16 protein-coding genes are annotated in these 16,760 nt (G+C 59.1%); 10 read left to right on the top strand and 6 right to left on the bottom strand.

The genetic code is table 11. The features are described from left to right. The first annotated feature begins 74 nt into the window (after positions 1-74). Positions 75-710 carry a nucleotide exchange factor GrpE gene (gene grpE / locus ACQZ5N_RS12570; protein ID WP_080852756.1) on the top strand — a complete coding sequence of 212 codons (636 nt, stop codon included), beginning with the start codon at positions 75-77 and terminating at the stop codon, positions 708-710. An 81-nt stretch (positions 711-791) separates the two neighbouring features. Here the strand turns inward: grpE and ptsN are convergent, their stop codons facing one another. The 6 genes from ptsN to lptC all read right to left on the bottom strand — a co-directional run bounded on the left by ptsN (position 792) and on the right by lptC (position 6,022). Next, positions 792-1,253: a PTS IIA-like nitrogen regulatory protein PtsN gene (gene ptsN / locus ACQZ5N_RS12565; RefSeq protein WP_003503792.1), complete on the bottom strand. Its 462-nt coding sequence runs from the start codon at positions 1,251-1,253 to the stop codon at positions 792-794. Between the two features lie 82 nt (positions 1,254-1,335). After that, positions 1,336-1,908: a ribosome hibernation-promoting factor, HPF/YfiA family gene (gene hpf / locus ACQZ5N_RS12560; protein ID WP_059759321.1), complete on the bottom strand. Its 573-nt coding sequence runs from the start codon at positions 1,906-1,908 to the stop codon at positions 1,336-1,338. A gap of 234 nt (positions 1,909-2,142) precedes the next feature. Beyond that, entirely contained in the window at positions 2,143-3,693 is a 1,551-nt protein-coding gene (rpoN, locus tag ACQZ5N_RS12555; RefSeq protein WP_448733068.1) for an RNA polymerase factor sigma-54, read from the bottom strand. Positions 3,694-3,960: 267 nt separating this feature from the next. After that, positions 3,961-4,770: an LPS export ABC transporter ATP-binding protein gene (lptB, locus tag ACQZ5N_RS12550; protein ID WP_448733067.1), complete on the bottom strand. Its 810-nt coding sequence runs from the start codon at positions 4,768-4,770 to the stop codon at positions 3,961-3,963. Positions 4,771-4,779: 9 nt separating this feature from the next. After that, on the bottom strand, positions 4,780-5,343 hold the full coding sequence (locus ACQZ5N_RS12545; protein ID WP_003503784.1) for an LptA/OstA family protein: 564 nt from the start codon (positions 5,341-5,343) through the stop codon (positions 4,780-4,782). A gap of 13 nt (positions 5,344-5,356) precedes the next feature. Then, positions 5,357-6,022 (bottom strand): LPS export ABC transporter periplasmic protein LptC, encoded by a 666-nt coding sequence (gene lptC, locus ACQZ5N_RS12540; RefSeq protein ID WP_003520082.1) that lies wholly within the window; start codon positions 6,020-6,022, stop codon positions 5,357-5,359. Between the two features lie 234 nt (positions 6,023-6,256). Here lptC and sppA point away from each other — a divergent pair, with 234 nt between their 5' ends. The 9 genes from sppA (at position 6,257) to mutS (ending at position 16,746) form a co-directional block, all read left to right on the top strand. Continuing rightward, entirely contained in the window at positions 6,257-7,210 is a 954-nt protein-coding gene (gene sppA, locus ACQZ5N_RS12535; RefSeq protein ID WP_035259534.1) for a signal peptide peptidase SppA, read from the top strand. 2 nt (positions 7,211-7,212) lie between these two features. Then, a complete protein-coding gene (locus ACQZ5N_RS12530) occupies positions 7,213-7,539 on the top strand; it encodes an integration host factor subunit beta (RefSeq protein ID WP_219256707.1) in 327 nt (108 codons plus the stop codon). Between the two features lie 64 nt (positions 7,540-7,603). Beyond that, positions 7,604-7,945, top strand: a complete 342-nt coding sequence (locus ACQZ5N_RS12525; RefSeq protein ID WP_448733066.1) for a LapA family protein — start codon at positions 7,604-7,606, stop codon at positions 7,943-7,945. A 202-nt stretch (positions 7,946-8,147) separates the two neighbouring features. Next, entirely contained in the window at positions 8,148-9,281 is a 1,134-nt protein-coding gene (locus ACQZ5N_RS12520; RefSeq protein WP_448733065.1) for a class I SAM-dependent methyltransferase, read from the top strand. Then, the gene (locus tag ACQZ5N_RS12515) at positions 9,278-10,138 is read left to right on the top strand and encodes a TrmH family RNA methyltransferase (RefSeq protein ID WP_448733064.1); all 861 of its coding nucleotides are present in this window, start codon (positions 9,278-9,280) and stop codon (positions 10,136-10,138) included. The genes ACQZ5N_RS12520 and ACQZ5N_RS12515 overlap by 4 nt, the downstream gene beginning before the upstream one ends. Further along, a complete protein-coding gene (gene lspA, locus ACQZ5N_RS12510) occupies positions 10,138-10,626 on the top strand; it encodes a signal peptidase II (protein ID WP_448733063.1) in 489 nt (162 codons plus the stop codon). The genes ACQZ5N_RS12515 and lspA overlap by 1 nt, the downstream gene beginning before the upstream one ends. 55 nt (positions 10,627-10,681) lie before the next feature. Next, on the top strand, positions 10,682-12,928 hold the full coding sequence (locus tag ACQZ5N_RS12505) for an ATP-binding response regulator (RefSeq protein ID WP_448733062.1): 2,247 nt from the start codon (positions 10,682-10,684) through the stop codon (positions 12,926-12,928). A gap of 94 nt (positions 12,929-13,022) precedes the next feature. Then, positions 13,023-13,904 (top strand): l-ornithine N(alpha)-acyltransferase, encoded by an 882-nt coding sequence (gene olsB, locus ACQZ5N_RS12500; protein ID WP_003520073.1) that lies wholly within the window; start codon positions 13,023-13,025, stop codon positions 13,902-13,904. Between the two features lie 190 nt (positions 13,905-14,094). Next, positions 14,095-16,746 carry a DNA mismatch repair protein MutS gene (gene mutS, locus ACQZ5N_RS12495; RefSeq protein WP_448733194.1) on the top strand — a complete coding sequence of 884 codons (2,652 nt, stop codon included), beginning with the start codon at positions 14,095-14,097 and terminating at the stop codon, positions 16,744-16,746. Positions 16,747-16,760 lie beyond the last annotated feature (14 nt).

Genomic DNA, 16,760 nt, shown 5'->3' with positions numbered 1-16,760 from the left:
GCCGCAAGCCTTGATTTTTGCCCGTCAAAGCTCGATATCGGGCGCAACCAACATATTCAAATCTGGAGAACGTCATGACCGACGATACAAAAAAGCCCGGACCTGACGCGGACGTCGCCGAAGAGTTTGTCGAACCCGCGCTCGCCGGGGAAGAGCCGATTGACGCTGCCGAACCCGATCCGGTCGAGCTGCTCAAGGCTGAAAATGCCGACCTGCGTGACAAGTTCCTGCGCCTCGCGGCCGAAATGGACAATCTTCGCCGTCGCACGGAACGCGATGTCAAGGATGCGAAAGCCTATTCGCTCGCTGGTTTCGCGCGCGATATGCTCGCCGTTTCCGATAATCTTCGCCGCGCGCTTGAAGCCATTCCCGATGAACTCAAGACCAATGGCGAAGCCGGTCTCAACGGTTTGATCGAAGGCGTCGAGATGACGGAACGTTCGATGCTGTCGACGCTGGAACGCCACGGCGTGAAGAAGATCGACGCGGAGGGCCAGAAGTTCGACCCGAATTTCCATCAGGCCATGTTCGAAATTCCGAATCCGGCGGTTCCGAACAATACCGTGCTGCAGGTGGTTCAGGCCGGTTTCACCATCGGCGACCGCGTCCTGCGCCCGGCAATGGTCGGCGTCGCCAAGGGCGGCCCGAAGGCGGAAGTTGCGGCATCGGCCGAGCCGGGCACCTCGTCTCTTAATGAAAAGGACGCGTAAGGCATCTATCCTTACGTCATAAAAAACGCGCCTTTAGGGCGCGTTTTTTATTGCCGTTAAACTGAGGGAGTTAGCCCGCGATCAGGCCGCGGTCGCCTGCTCCTGATTGAGGAAAGCGTAGATTGCGGTGTCGGAATCGGTGGCGCGCAGCTTGGCGACCAGTTCAGGGTCGCGCAGGGCGCGTGCAATTCTGGACAACGCCTTCAGGTGATCCGCGCCGGCGCCCTCGGGCGCGAGCAGCAGGAAAACCAGATCGACCGGCTGGTCGTCCAGCGCTTCGAAATCGACCGGTGTTTCAAGACGTGCGAAGACGCCGGTGATCTGATGAATGCTGTTGAGCTTGCCATGCGGAATGGCGATGCCGTGGCCCACACCGGTGGAGCCGAGTTTCTCACGCTGGAGGATGACGTCGAAAACTTCCCGTTCCGAGACTCCGGTAATTCTGGCTGCCTTTGCGGCCAGCTCCTGAAGCAACTGCTTTTTGGAATTCACCTTGAGGGCGGGAATAATCGCATCTTGTTGCAGCAAATCTGCCAACGCCATTCTCTTTTTCCTTCATGCCATCGAGACGATGCAGGAGGCAGATGCACTTTCGCGCTCTGCCTCCCACGTCTTGTCAGACTGTTCAGCTCTTGATCGTTTCCGCGTCGATCCAGCCAATATTGCCGTCATGACGCCGGTAAACGATGTTGAGATATTCCTTGCCCGGGCTGCGGAACAGCAGAACCGGTTCGTCCGTCATGTCGAGCGCCATCACGGCGCTGGCGACGGACATTGTCTTAATCTGTTTCGAACTCTCCGCTACGATGGTGGGTGCGTAATCTTCAGGAACCTCGTGGTCCTCATCGGGAATAGCATCCATCACCGTATAGGCGATTTCCTGCGACACGCCATTCGCACCATTGTGGTGGTCCTTAAGCTTGCGCTTGTAGCGGCGCAGGCGCTTCTCGATCCGCTCTGCGGCGGCATCGAAGCTCGCCTGCGGATCATTTGCCTGACCCGCCGCATGCAACACAATGCCGGTATCGAGATGCAGCTTGCAGTCCGCGGCAAAACGCGATCCGGACTTCTCCACGGTCACCTGGCCTGAATACCCCCCATCGAAGTATTTGGTAACCGCCAGACCTATATTGTCCTCGATCCGCTGACGGAAAGATTCACCGATCTCCATATGTTTACCAGATACACGCACACTCATGGAAATTTTCCTTTTTGTAGTGATTTGCGAGTACCAGCTTACGTCAAGCCGCGCGCGCATCCAAGCGTTTCGAAGACCTTAAAAAGCCCTCATTCGAATTTTACGCCCATGGACGGTGGAGATGAATCCGTTACAAATGACCTTGCTTACGTGTGCGGCGGGCTTCTAGCCCTTGCCGTGGCAAGAGTCAATGGTGCGGCAAAAAACCGCCATAAACGTGATCGCGGCCGCCGCTCAGAAGGCGGACAGCTTGGCCAGCGCCTTCTTTTCCCGACGTCTCTGCACGGAGGAGGGGATGTTCATCGCCTCGCGATATTTGGCGACGGTGCGGCGGGCGATATCGATGCCGCTCTTTTTCAGATTGTCGACGATATCATCGTCTGAAAGAACCGCCTCGGCGGCCTCCTGCGCGATCATTGCCTTGATGCGGTGGCGCACCGCTTCCGCCGAATGGCTGTCTCCGCCTTCCACGGCGCTGATCGACACGCTGAAGAAATATTTCAGTTCGAACAGACCGCGCGGCGTCAGCATGTATTTTTTCGATGTCACCCGGCTGACGGTGGATTCGTGCATCTTGATGGCGTCGGCCACCGTCTTGAGGTTCAGCGGGCGCAGGTGATCCACGCCATTGACGAGAAAGGCGTCCTGCTGGCGCACGATTTCCGTCGCCACCTTCATGATTGTCCGGGCGCGCTGATCGAGGCTGCGGGTCAGCCAATGCGCCGTCTGCATGCACTCAGTCAGGAAATCCTGATCCTCGCCTGCACGCGCCTTATGTTTCGACACCTCGGCGAAATAACTTTGGTTGATGAGCACCCGCGGCAGCGTCTCGGGATTGATTTCCACCAGCCAGCCGCCGGTGGAGGAGGGACGAACGATAATGTCGGGAACGATGGTCTCCGAAACCATCGAATCGTAACCCGCGCCGGGGCGGGGATTGAGCGTGCGGATTTCCGCCAGCATGTCGAGGAGGTCTTCCTCATCGACGCCGCAGATTTTTTTCAAGGAGGCGAAGTCGCGTTTCGCCAGAAGTTCCAGATTGTCGACGAAAGCCCGCATGGCCGGGTCGAGCCGGTCCTTCTGGGCAAGCTGGATCGACAGACATTCGCTTAGGGAACGGGAAAATACACCCGGTGGGTCGAAACCCTGAAGCGTCTTCAGAACGTGCTCGACCGCCGACGGTGCCGCGCCCAGCCGTTCGGCGACGTCGTCGACGGCATCCGCCGCAATATAGCCGGTCTCGTCAAGCTGCCCGATCAGCGCATCGGCGATCATCCGGTCTTCGGCGGCGGATATGGCGAGCGGCAGTTGCTGATTGAGATGGTCGCTGAGGCTCTGTCTGGCCGCGACGAAATCGTCGAGATCGTAACTTTCCCCCGACTCCTGGCCGGGCATGGATTTCCATTGGCTAGCCAGTTCGGGCGCATCGGCCTTTCTGGGCTCGGCGTCGTCGGGAAAGACATTTTCGAAGCTGGTGTCCAGTTGCTCGCCGAGATTTGCGGCGCGGTCGCCATACCAGTCGTCGCTGTCGGGCGTCACCGTTGCGGATCTCTCCGAGCCTTCGCCGTCCGCGTCACCGAAACTCTCGGTCTCTGCCGGGGCATCGCTGCTCAAATCGCCATCGTTTGCCGCAATTTCCAGCAGCGGATTGCGCTCCACCTCCTGCGCGATGAACTGCGTCAGCTCGAAATGCGTCATCTGAAGCAGCTGGATGGACTGCATCAGTTGCGGTGTCATCACGAGAGACTGGTTTTGACGCAGCAAAAGGCTGGCAGACAATGCCATGGCGGACGCGAAACTCCCCTTACAGCTTCTCCGTCGCCTGATTTTCCAGAAATTTTACTGAGACGACGGAACTTGGCCCAAAAATTGCTTTTTTATCTTGTTTGGTCAAGCGTCAGGGCGGGGCGCGATGAAGAATCTTTCGCGCGCCGATCATGATGATTTTAGGCCGAAACGACCTGAAATCTTAAATCATGATCTAGATCATATAATTAGAGCGGGATTTCAAGCGAAAACCGCACACACTTTTCGCTATCCCGCTCTAGGCGTTTAAAGGCTAAAATTATTGCCGAGATAGAGGCGGCGTACATCCGGATTGTTGACGATATCGTCCGGACGTCCATGCGTCAGCACCTCGCCGGCATGGATGATGTATGCGCGGTCAATGAGACCGAGCGTTTCACGGACATTGTGGTCGGTCACGAGAACGCCGATGCCGCGCGCTGTCAGGTGTCTCACCAGATTCTGGATATCGCTGACCGAAATCGGATCGACGCCCGCGAAAGGTTCGTCGAGCAGCATGAAGGTCGGATCGGTCGCGAGTGCGCGCGCGATTTCCAGCCGCCGCCGCTCACCACCTGAAAGCGCCACGGCAGGCGACTTTCGCAGTTGCACGATATGAAACTCTTCCAGCAGCTCATCGAGCTTGCGGTTGCGCTTGGCAGCGTCCGGCTCATGCACTTCCAGCACGGCGCGGATGTTTTCCTCGACCGTCAATCCCCGGAAGATCGATGCTTCCTGCGGCAGATAACCGACGCCGAGACGGGCGCGTCTATACATCGGCATGGTGGTGACATCATTGCCGTTGATGGCGATCTTGCCGGTATCCACGGGCACCAGGCCCGTGATCATGTAAAAACAGGTGGTTTTGCCCGCACCGTTCGGGCCGAGCAGTCCCACGGCCTCACCTCGGCGCACGACCAGCGAAACCCCGTTGACGACACGGCGCGTATTATAGGTCTTCGTCAGGCCATGCGCGATCAGCGTGCCCTGATAGGGGGTCTTGTCCGCCGGCGAGGCCGCGTCCGCGGATCGGCTGCGCCCGCCGCCGAATATCTTTGAGATCGAGGGTATCTTCACGAGGAAAGACTACTGTTTTTTCTGCGATTTCGGATCGAGCATGATCCGGACAGGGCCGCCGCAGCTTTCGAGCTTGGCCTGTCCCGTATTCATCAGAACGGTGAGCTTGCAGCCGGTGAACACATTCGTGCCCTCCGAAAGCACGACCTGCTTGCCGGTCAGAATGAAGGTCTGCGCCGCCATGTCGAATTCGCCGTGATCGGCCGTCGCCTTCTGGGTCTCGGACGTCAGATAGACATTATTGTCGACGAAGATTTTTTCGATATTGGCGTCGCCGCTGGTGAGCGAAGAACCTTCGCCCTTGTAATTCACGGTCATCTTGCCGGCCTGAAGGGTGGTCGTTCCCTGCACCACTTTCACATTGCCGGTGAAATAGGCCTTGCGCTCCTGATCGCGAATCTCGAGCTGATCGCTTTCAATCGCGATCGGCTGGTCGCCGGAGAGCTTGACGCCCTGCATGTTGCTGGTGGTGTTCTGGGCGAAAGCCACAGTTGCAAGACACGAAAAAACAAGACCTGCGGCTGCAAGGCCGGCGGATTTGCCAAGGGAAACGGGACGGGAAATTTGCATCATCTGGACCGGGCTCTCACTTGCCTTCATTCTTGATATTGGATGCAGCGATACGTGCCCGTACCTGCCCCGAAAATGTAATTGTCTTGCCATTATCGGCGATGTCAATCGATTGCGCAACAATCGAGCCGTCGTTTGTTTTGATCGAAACCGGCTCCTGGCTGCTCATTTTCCCAGCCTTCAGATCGACATCCGCAGACTGGAACTTCGCTTGTATGCCATTGCTGAGATTGATGTCAAAAGGGGCGGTCATCTTCAGCTTGTTGGTCGCCCGGTCGAAAATGCCTTCCTGGGCGATCACCTGCGCGACGCTGTCGTTTACCGGCACTGCCGCCAGAACCTTCTCAAGCGTCATGAGGTTGGGGTTGGCGATGTCCTGCAACGCACGGTCGGCGTTCATGGAATAATCGATCCCCTTCTCGTTGCGGCCGGCAACAGCGGGTTTTTCCATCACGATCTTGCCGTCTTCAATTCGTGCGCTCTCAAGAGAGACCTCGTCGGGCGCCCAGGTTCGGATAACCGAAACAGCGATGAAGGCGAACGAAATGATTGCCGCGCCGAGCGGCAGAATGATTTTCAGCCGCTTCACGCGCGCAGAATGCCGCAGCGCGGTGTCATAGGCGCCGTTCTGGTCATTGGGCAGCGAAAATGCTGGCGCGGGTTCGCGGAGTCTTTCGAGCATAAGAGTGGGTCCGGAATGCTTCTAGGGCGCCATTCTGGCGCACAATCGAAGCTTGTGTCTCTATCTAAATGTCTTTGGCATGAGTGCTTTGTCCTGCCAATATGGTTTTTGTCTGGAGAGGTGCAAGGGAAATGCGAATTTTATCGTAATTCTGGTTTCCTTATTGTTTCCTTGCGGCTTCGCGTTAGAAGAACCATATGGCCTGAAGCGCAAAAGCGGATGACAGAGGTTTTTATGGACAATATGGCGATAGCGGATCGCAGGCGGTTGCGCCGCAAGCTGACTTTCTGGCGGATTGCCGCCGTTCTCCTGCTTGTCGCCGGCGCTTTCGGTCTTTACCGGTTTTTATGGGATGGACCGCAGCAAAGTGCGAAGCCCCATATTGCCCGCGTCGAGGTCTCCGGCCTGATCACCGACAATACCGAACTTCTCGAGCGGCTCGACAAGATCGCGAAGAGCGAGAATGTCAAAGGGCTGATCGTGTCGATTTCCTCGCCAGGCGGCACCACCTATGGCGGTGAGCGCATCTTCAAGGCCATTCGAGGCGTGGCGGAAAAGAAGCCGGTTGTCTCGGATGTGCGCACGCTCGCCGCTTCTGCAGGTTATATGATCGCATCGGCAGGCGATGTCATCGTCGCTGGCGAGACCTCGATCACCGGCTCGATCGGCGTGATCTTCCAGTACCCCCAGCTTGGCCAGTTGATGGAAAAGCTCGGCGTTTCGTTGCAGGAAATCAAGTCGTCGCCGATGAAGGCGGAGCCTTCGCCGTTCCACGAGGCGCCGGAGGAAGCGAAGACGATGATCCGCGCCATGGTGATGGACAGCTACGGCTGGTTTGTCGATCTTGTGGCTGATCGCCGCAAGTTGCCGCGCGAAGACGTGCTGAAACTGGCGGATGGATCGATTTTCACCGGCAGGCAGGCGCTCGCCAACAAGCTGGTCGATACGCTGGGCGGCGAAAAGGAAATTCGCAGCTATTTCGAAACACGCGGTGTTGCCAAGGATTTGCCGATCGTTGAATGGCGTGCGCCGTCGTCCCGTTCGCCTTTTGCGGTTTTCAGTGTTGCGCAAATAGCGAAGTTTCTGGGATATGACGATTTAATTCCCTTCGCAGGCCCCGGCCAGCTCGGTACGGACAAGTTGTTTCTTGACGGTCTTGTTTCCGTTTGGCAGGTTGAGCCGCGTTAAAAATCCAATTCTTTCAGGGGGCAACCGTGATCAAGTCTGAACTGGTGCAGATCGTTGCTGCGCGTAACCCGCACCTTTATCACCGTGACGTGGAAAACATCGTCAATGCGGTGCTGGATGAAATCACCGACGCCCTGGCGGCAGGAAATCGTGTCGAGCTTCGTGGCTTCGGCGCATTTTCGGTGAAAAACCGTCCGTCACGTTCCGGTCGGAACCCGCGCACGGGTGAGTCGGTTTTTGTCGAAGAAAAATGGGTGCCTTTCTTCAAGACGGGCAAGGAACTGCGCGAGCGCCTGAATCCCGGCATGGGTGACGAAGAAGACGATTGATCGTCCTCACTGCCCGCGCCGGAAACGGAGCTAGCGGAGCCCCGCAGCGATGGAGTATTCTCGGATGTCGAAAAAAATCATCAACCTCATCATCCTGCTTCCGCTGGCGATTATTCTCGTCATCCTGTGCGTGGCCAATCGTCAATCCGTGACGCTGGCGCTCAATCCGTTCCGACCGGAAGATGGCGTTCTGTCCTTCACCGCGCCGTTTTTCGTATTCCTGTTTCTGGCGGTCATTTTCGGTGTGCTGCTGGGATCGGCGGCCACATGGTTCGCCCAGGGCAAACATCGCAAACGCGCCCGTATCGAGGCGAAAGAAGCGGCTCGCTGGCATAACGAGGCCAACCGGCAGAAAGCCGCTGCGACAGGTCATCTTCCAAATGCCGGTCAACTCCCGGCAAAGTGATGTAGCCGACATTCGTTCCGGCTCCCGGTCCTGATGACTTTAGGCCGGAATGGCCTAAAGTCATCAGGACCTAAATCAAAGAACTAGGGCGGGATTTCAGGCGAAAACCGCTTACACTTTTCGCCATCCCGCCCTAGGCGAGCGGCGCATGGAATGCTATTTGCTGCGCCATAAGACGCGGGCAGAAGCGGAAAGATTTCCATTGAAGAAAAAAGACAGTCGGCCGGGCAATCGTGCACGTGCCGGGAGCGAGAAAAAACAGGTTCATGCCGCAAAGCCGGCACGGCGGGCGGAAGTGGCACCGAAAAAGCGCGAGCCGGACGCTGTGCGCAGCGCGCCAAAACCTGCGCCGAGGGAAAAGGTTACTCCGGCGGCAGCCGTTGAGCAGGTGCCCGCGCGGCCGCTCAAGCCTCGCACCGGCGAACGTCCCGCAGAGCAGGTTCCGGTCATTCTGGAATCGAGCGGCGCGGGCGATTTTCACCTGATCGACAGCGGCAACGGCCTGAAGCTTGAACAATACGGCGAATACCGCGTCGTCCGTCCCGAGGCGCAGGCGCTGTGGCAACCGTCGGTTCCCGACCGCGTATGGCAGAATGCCGACGCCATTTTCACGGGTGATACCGATGAGGACGGCATGGGCCGCTGGCGTTTTCCAAAGGCGGCGCTTGGCGAAACCTGGCCACTATCCCTGCTCGGGGTCGATTTTCTTGGCCGTTTCACCGCTTTCCGTCACGTTGGTGTCTTTCCGGAACAGATCGTCCATTGGGAATGGCTGAAAAACGCCGTCGAGACCGCCGACCGGCCGCTGAAAGTGCTGAACCTGTTCGGTTATACCGGCGTTGCTTCGCTGGTCGCGGCTGCTGCGGGCGCCGAGGTTACCCATGTCGATGCTTCCAAGAAAGCGATCGGCTGGGCAAAGGAGAACCAGGCGCTTGCCGGGCTCGAACAGGCACCGATCCGCTGGATTTGCGAAGACGCGATGAAATTCATCCAGCGTGAGGAACGTCGCGGCAGCACATACGACATCATCCTCACCGACCCGCCGAAATTCGGCCGTGGCACCCATGGCGAAGTCTGGCAATTGTTTGACCATCTGCCGCTGATGCTGGATATCTGCCGTGAAATCCTGTCGCCCAGGGCACTCGGCCTTGTGCTGACGGCCTATTCCATCCGTGCCAGCTTCTATTCGATGCACGAACTGATGCGCGAAACCATGCGTGGCGCCGGTGGCGTCGTCGCATCCGGCGAACTCGTCATTCGCGAGGCCGGTCTTGATGGCAAGACGCCGGGTCGTGTGCTTTCCACATCGCTATTCAGCCGCTGGGAGCCGAAATGATGAAAGATATGCGCGAAAACACCACGCGCCGGGTTGGCCAGGTCAAGGAAGTGACCAGCCTTGCCAATCCCATCATCAAGGATATCAAGGCGCTCACACAGAAAAAGGGCAGGGAAGAGACCGGCACCTTCATGGCGGAAGGCCTGAAGCTGGTCATCGACGCGCTCGAACTGGGCTGGACGATCAAGACGCTGGTTTATGCCAAGGCCGCTAAGGGCAAGCCGCTGGTGGAGCAGGCGGCGGTGAAGACGGTCGCATCGGGCGGTCTGGTGCTCGAAGTCAGCGAAAAGGTTATCGCCTCGATCACCCGCCGCGACAATCCGCAGATGGTCGTCGGCATTTTCGAGCAGAAATGGAAGCCGCTGAAGGATATCCGCCCGGAAAAGGGCGAGACCTATATCGCGCTCGACCGGGTCCGCGATCCCGGCAATCTCGGCACCATCATCCGCACCGCGGATGCGGCGGGTGCTTCGGGCGTCATTCTCGTCGGGGACTGCACCGATCCGTTTTCGCTGGAAACGGTGCGCGCCACCATGGGGTCGGTTTTCGCCACGCCCGTCGCCCGCGCTTCGGTCGAGGAATTCCTGTCCTGGAAAAAATCGGCGCAGGTCAGCGTCGTCGCCACCCATCTCGCCGGCTCAGTGGATTATCGAAAGATCGACTATGCCGGAAAGCCGGTCGTGCTCCTGATGGGCAATGAACAATCCGGCCTGCCGCCGGAACTCGCCGGCAAGGCCGACCAGCTGGCGCGCATTCCCCAGCAGGGCCGCGCCGACAGCCTCAATCTCGCCATCGCAACTGCCGTCATGCTGTTTGAGGCACGGCGACATCTCCTCGAACTCGAACCGGTGACGTAATGGCCAAAGCGGCTTTGTTCTCGAAATTCGGTCCGGCCTTTGCGCTGATCATCGCCGCACTGGTGCTGGACCAGATCGTCAAGCAGCTGGTCGAAGCCTATCTGCCGCTGCAGGAGATGGTTCCCGTTGCCCCGTTCCTGGCGCTTTATCGCACCTACAATCTCGGTGTGGCCTTTTCGATGCTGGAGGACATGCACGGCTGGTTCATCGTCAGCATGCGGCTCGTCATCGTGGTCTTCGTCTTATGGCTGTGGCGCAAGACGGCGGCGGACCGCACCTTTGCCCATCTTGGTTTTGCCTTCATCATCGCGGGTGCAGCCGGCAATCTGCTCGACCGTTTTTTTTATGGACATGTCATCGACTATATCCTGTTTCATACGCAGACATGGTCTTTCGCGGTCTTCAATCTGGCTGACAGTTTCATAACCATCGGCGCAGCCTGCGTCATTCTCGACGAGTTTTTGCACGCCCGGACGGCTAAAAAGTAAAATTTTAGGGTTTCAGCCAAACATATCAAAACCGCTGCCGTGGTAGCGGTTGCCTATGAGCGAACTGGCAAGACTTCGGCAAAAAGTTTCAGATGAGCTGGGCCTAGCCGCCACGGCGGCGCAGCCGACGGATCGTATCGAGACAACAACGCCCCATGCGGATGAAGAACATGCGACCGATACCAGGTCGATTGCGCTCTATGTCGCCGTGTCGTTATCGGTCGGGGCTTTTTCCGCAGCCCTGATCGCGCTTGCTGTGCCTTATGCGGTTACCGTTACGCTTGCGACCTTCTTTGGCGCCGTGCTCGTTGGTGTCCTGCTCTATGCGCTCTTTGATGAATCTTTCCATCAGCCCACCGCGCGGGCTGCGGATTCCGATCTTCGGCTGCGGCAAACGCAAAACCGCTCTCTGATTGCCGAGATGCAGGAATTCATGGGCGATATCGTCGTGATCCGTGACATGAACCGGCGCATTGTCGAAGCGAACCGGGTCTTTCGCGAAATGACCGGCTGTGCGGCCCCCGAAGGGTTGAGCTGCGAGGAAATCGGCATCGCTTTCCGTCCGGGCGAAAAGGTTCATGCCTATGATGTCGAGATCGCAACTCCGTTCGGTCAGCGCATCTTTTCCTGGCATGATGTCGTGACCCGCGATCTGGCAAGCAGCCGTCTTCTCATCAGCAGCATCGCCAGAGACGTGACCGAAGAGCGGCTTGCGCTCGGCGAGCGCGAAGACGCCCGCCTGCGCGCCGAAAAGGCCGACGCCGAAAAGGCGAGGCTGCTTGCCACCGTAAGCCATGAAATCCGCCTGCCGCTTTCCGGTATGCTGGGCATGAACCATCTTCTGTCGCAGACGAGGCTCAACGAGGAGCAGCGAAATTATCTCGATGGCATGCGGCAATCCGGCCAGTCACTGGTGCAGCTTGTCGAGGATCTGCTGGATTATTCGACCATGGAGGCCGGCCGCTTCAGGCTCAACCCGCGCGCGGAAAACCTGCGCCGGCTGATCGAGAGCATCGTGGAGATGCTGGCCCATCGCGCCCACGAAAAAGGCATAGAAATCACCTCCTTCGTTGCGCCGAATGTGCCCGATCATCTCGATTTCGACCCGGCGAGGCTACGTCAGGTCCTCTTCAATCTCCTCGGCAATGCCGTCAAATTCACGCAGGAAGGCGGCGTCGTCATCCGGGCGCGCATGGCCGACGACGAATTGCACATTGCCGTCGAGGATACCGGCCCGGGCATGAGCCGGGCGGAACAGGCCCGTATTTTCGGGGAATTCGAACAGGCAGGCCCGTTGTCGCAGCGAAGTGCCGGCACGGGCCTTGGACTTGCGATCTCCGCCCGTATCGTGCGGGAATTCGGCGGCCGCCTCACGGTTTCCAGCCGCAAGGGCAAGGGCAGCACTTTCAAACTGGCGTTTCGCCCCGCGGGCGCGCCTGCCGAAATGGCGGATCCGGCAAGGCGTCATTGCCTGCGGCATACAAATGTCGTGCTCATCGCACCAAAGGGCGTGGCGGCGGCGGTGACGATGGAGGCGATCGAGGCTTTCGGCGGTCAATGCACTCTCATCCATCAGCCTGAAGATCTGGAAAAGCTGAGGAAGGGTTCTGCCGCACGGGCGGCTGACCTTACCGATATCATCGTCGACCGGCGCATTTCGCCGCTGTTCAGGGACGCCCTGAAGGATTGGCCGCAACAGAATGTCCGCCGCACGCTACTGGTCAGCCCCGAAGAGCGGCCGTCGACCATGCATGTGGCCTTCGACGCCTGGTTGATCCGGCCATTGCGGGAAAAATCCCTGATCGACGTCCTGTGCGGCCGTCTGCGCGGGATTGAGAGGCGCGACGCCATCAACGACAACCACCCGGATGTGGGATTTTCCTCACGGGTGGCAGAAGGGGCGAGCGGTATCGAGATACTCGTGGCCGAAGACGATGCCGTCAATCAGCGCATCATCCGCGCCGTTCTGGAAAAAAGCGGTTATATCGTCCGCGCTGTCGAGGATTTTGAGGCGTTGCGGCAATCTGTGGAGCCGGGCGCATCCCGCCTGCCTGACCTCATCGTCTCCGATCTCAACATGCCGGGCGGCGAGGGGCTCGATGTGCTTCCCGACCTTCTCCATACGCTGAAGGGCGAAAGAAATATTCCCGTCATCGTGCTCAGCGCAGATGCGAGTGACGCGACCGCCGAAATCCTGCTTGGGGCCGGTGTCGGTGCGGTTTTGACCAAGCCTGCCGACCCGCGACGGCTGGTTGAGGAAATTCGCCGTCTGCTGGAGGCGAAACGCCTGTCGCTATCATAACTTGACAGACTCGCGCTGGCGGCATTTTGTCACTATTCTGTCGTCAATTAGTGATTTATGACAGGAAAATTCTTTGGTGGCGGAGCGATTCCCCATGGTTGCCGAAATCCTCAATCACGACATTTGTGAAAACAATGTTGTCATTAATCCTCGTCCCGAGGCAGCTCAGGACAATGAGGGTCTTTTCGGCCGTATCGGCACGCTGGAAACACGGCTCGCCAGAAATGAACGCGAGATCGATGCCGCGCAATCCGTGCGTTACCGGGTTTTCGTCGAGGAAATGAAGGCGCGGCTTCCCGCGGAAGCCATGCGCCGCAAGCGCGACATCGACGCCTGGGACAGCGTCTGCGACCATCTGCTCGTGCTCGACAAGGCGATCGAAGGCGACAGCGAAGACCAGATCGTCGGCACCTATCGCCTGCTGCGGCAGGAAATCGCGCTTGCCAATAACGGTTTTTATTCCGCCAGCGAATTCGATATCGCCGGTCTCGTCGCGCGCCATCCGGGCAAGCGCTTCATGGAGCTTGGCCGTTCCTGCGTGCTGCCCGAATATCGCACCAAGCGCACCGTCGAGCTTCTGTGGCAGGGCAACTGGGCCTATGCCGTGAAACACCGCATGGATGCCATGATCGGCTGCGCCTCCTTCCCCGGCGTTCAGCCGGAAGCCCACGCGCTTGCCCTGTCTTTCCTGCACCATAATTGCGTGGCCAAGGGCGAGTGGGAAGCCTCCGCCCTTCCCGAGCTTTACCATGAGATGGACCTCGTTCCGGCAGAGGCGCTCAACGCCCGCAAGGCGCTGAACGCCATGCCGCCGCTGATCAAGGGCTATATGCGCCTTGGCGCCATGTTCGGTTCCGGCGCGGTCGTGGACCATGCCTTCAACACCACCGACGTCCTCGTGGTCCTGCCGGTTTCGTCCATCGCCGGCCGTTACATCAGCTATTATGGCGGTGAGGCCGAGCGCATTAACGGCTGACCGGGTTTTGGCGCAGCCGGACGGGATGTTCCTGTGGGCAGCGTCCCTGCGCGTGTTGTCTTAAGGTGGAGATTGCCGCTAGTGTCGGCCCTTCTTTTCCGCAACACGATATGACATCGGCAGGCCATTGACGGACGTTCTGACAACCGCTTCCCTGATCTCGGAAGAGAGCCGCGCGACGGCCACTCCGATGATGGAGCAATATATCGAGATCAAGGCGAACAATCCCGGTTCGCTGCTGTTCTACCGCATGGGCGATTTTTACGAATTGTTCTTCGACGATGCGGTCGAAGCCTCCCGCGCTCTCGGCATCACGCTGACGAAGCGCGGCCAGCATATGGGTCATGATATCCCCATGTGCGGCGTTCCTGTCCACGCGGCGGATGACTATCTCCAGAAACTCATCCTGCGCGGTTATCGCGTCGCCGTCTGCGAGCAGGTGGAAGATCCGGCGGAAGCCAAGAAGCGCGGTTCTAAATCCGTGGTCAAGCGTGATGTGGTGCGGCTTGTCACGCCCGGCACGCTGACCGAAGAAAAACTGCTGTCGCCGACGGAATCCAACTATCTGATGGCGCTTGCCCGCATTCGCGGTAGTGCCGAAGCGCAGTTTGCGCTGGCCTGGATCGATATTTCCACCGGCGTCTTCCGTCTGGCGGAAACCACGCTGACGCGGCTTCTGGCCGATATCTGGCGCATCGATCCGCGCGAGCTGATCGTCGCCGACAGTCTGTTTCACGACGAAGAGCTGAGGCCGGTTTTCGATGTGCTTGGCCGCGTGGCGGTGCCGCAGCCGGCAATCCTCTTCGACAGCGCCACGGCGGAAGGGCGCATCGCCCGTTACTTCAACGTTTCGACACTGGATGGTTTCGGCACCTTTTCGCGGGTGGAAATGGCCGCCGCCGCCGCTGCCGTCGCCTATGTCGAAAAGACCCAGATCGCCGAGCGCCCGCCGCTCGGCGCACCGGAGCGCGAAAGTGCTGCCTCCACGCTTTTCATCGATCCCGCCACCCGCGCCAATCTGGAGCTTGTGAAGACGCTGTCCGGCGAGAGAGATGGATCGCTGCTGCATGCCCTGAACCGCACGGTAACAGGCGGTGGCGCGCGGCTTCTGGCCGAGCGGCTGATGTCGCCCTTGACCGACCCGGAAAGGATCAATGCCCGCCTCGATGCCGTCGCTTATCTCATCGATGACGTTTCGCTGTGCGACGGCCTGCGTGATGCGCTGAAACAGGTTGCTGATATGCCGCGTGCGCTTTCGCGTCTGGCGTTGGAGCGCGGTGGGCCACGCGATCTCGGCGCCATCCGGCTGGGGCTGGTTTCCGCCGAAAAAATAGCGGCCATTCTCGATGACGGCTTGTTACCGGATGAGCTGGCAACGGCTCTGAAAGATTTGAAAGCCTTGCCCGGTGGTCTGGAAGCCATGCTCGGCTCGATGCTTGCCGACGATCTGCCGCTTCTGAAACGTGATGGCGGTTTCCTGCGTGAAGGCGCCAATCCCGAACTCGATGAGGTGCGGGCGCTTCGCGACCAGTCGCGTCGGGTGATTGCGGGTCTGCAACTGAAATATGCCGATGAGACCGGCATCAAGTCGCTCAAGATCAAGCACAATAACGTTCTGGGTTATTTCATCGAGGTGACGGCCGGCAATGCTGATGTGATGATGGCGACGGACGAGGCCAAGGCGCGCTTTATCCACCGCCAGACCATGGCGGGCGCCATGCGCTTCACCACCACCGAGCTTGCCGATCTCGAAAGCCGCATCGCCAATGCCGCTGCGCAGGCTTTAACCATGGAACTGGAAGCCTTCGAGCGCATGGTCAAGGCTGTTGTGCAGCAGGCGGAAGCGATCAAGGCCGGCGCACTGGCGCTTGCGGTGATCGATGTCGCCTCGAGCCTTGCTTATCTCGCCACCGAACAGGCCTATTGCCGACCGATCGTTGATGCTTCCATGACCTTTGCGATCAAGGGCGGGCGGCATCCGGTGGTGGAGCAGGCGTTGCGGCGGCAGTCTGCCGGGCCCTTCATCGCCAATAATTGCGATCTGTCGGCCGTCAACGACGGCAAGAACGGCGCGATATGGCTGCTCACCGGCCCGAATATGGGCGGTAAATCGACCTTCCTGCGTCAGAATGCGCTGATCGCCATCCTCGCGCAGATCGGCTCCTTCGTTCCGGCGGAGGCCGCCCATATCGGCGTCGTCGACCGGCTGTTTTCCCGCGTTGGTGCCTCCGACGATCTGGCGCGCGGCCGCTCGACCTTCATGGTGGAAATGGTGGAAACCGCCGCCATTCTCAATCAGGCGACGGATCGCTCGCTGGTCATTCTGGACGAGATTGGCCGTGGCACGGCGACCTTTGACGGTCTTTCCATCGCCTGGGCGGCGGTGGAGCATCTGCACGAGGTCAATCGCTGCCGTGGTCTCTTCGCCACCCATTTCCACGAATTGACCGTGCTGTCGGAAAAACTCGGCCGCCTTTCCAATGCCACGATGCGGGTGAAGGAGTGGGAAGGTGACGTCATCTTCCTGCACGAGGTCGGACCGGGCGCTGCGGATCGCTCCTATGGCATTCAGGTGGCGCGGCTTGCGGGGCTGCCTGCCTCGGTGGTGGAACGCGCCCGCGAGGTGCTGACAAAGCTCGAAGATGTCGACCGCAAGAACCCGGCGAGCCAGTTGATCGACGATCTGCCGCTGTTCCAGATCGCGGTTCGCCGCGAGGAAACCCGCAAGGCCGGACCATCGAAGCTGGAGGAAACTCTGAAAGGCTTCAACCCCGACGAAATGACGCCGCGTGAGGCATTGGACGCGCTCTATGCGTTGAAGAAAGAACTTGGCAAGGCTTGAAGGGATAGATTGCC

Source organism: Agrobacterium sp. 22-221-1 (assembly GCF_053522445.1).
This window is presented reverse-complemented; position numbering and strand designations above follow the sequence as displayed.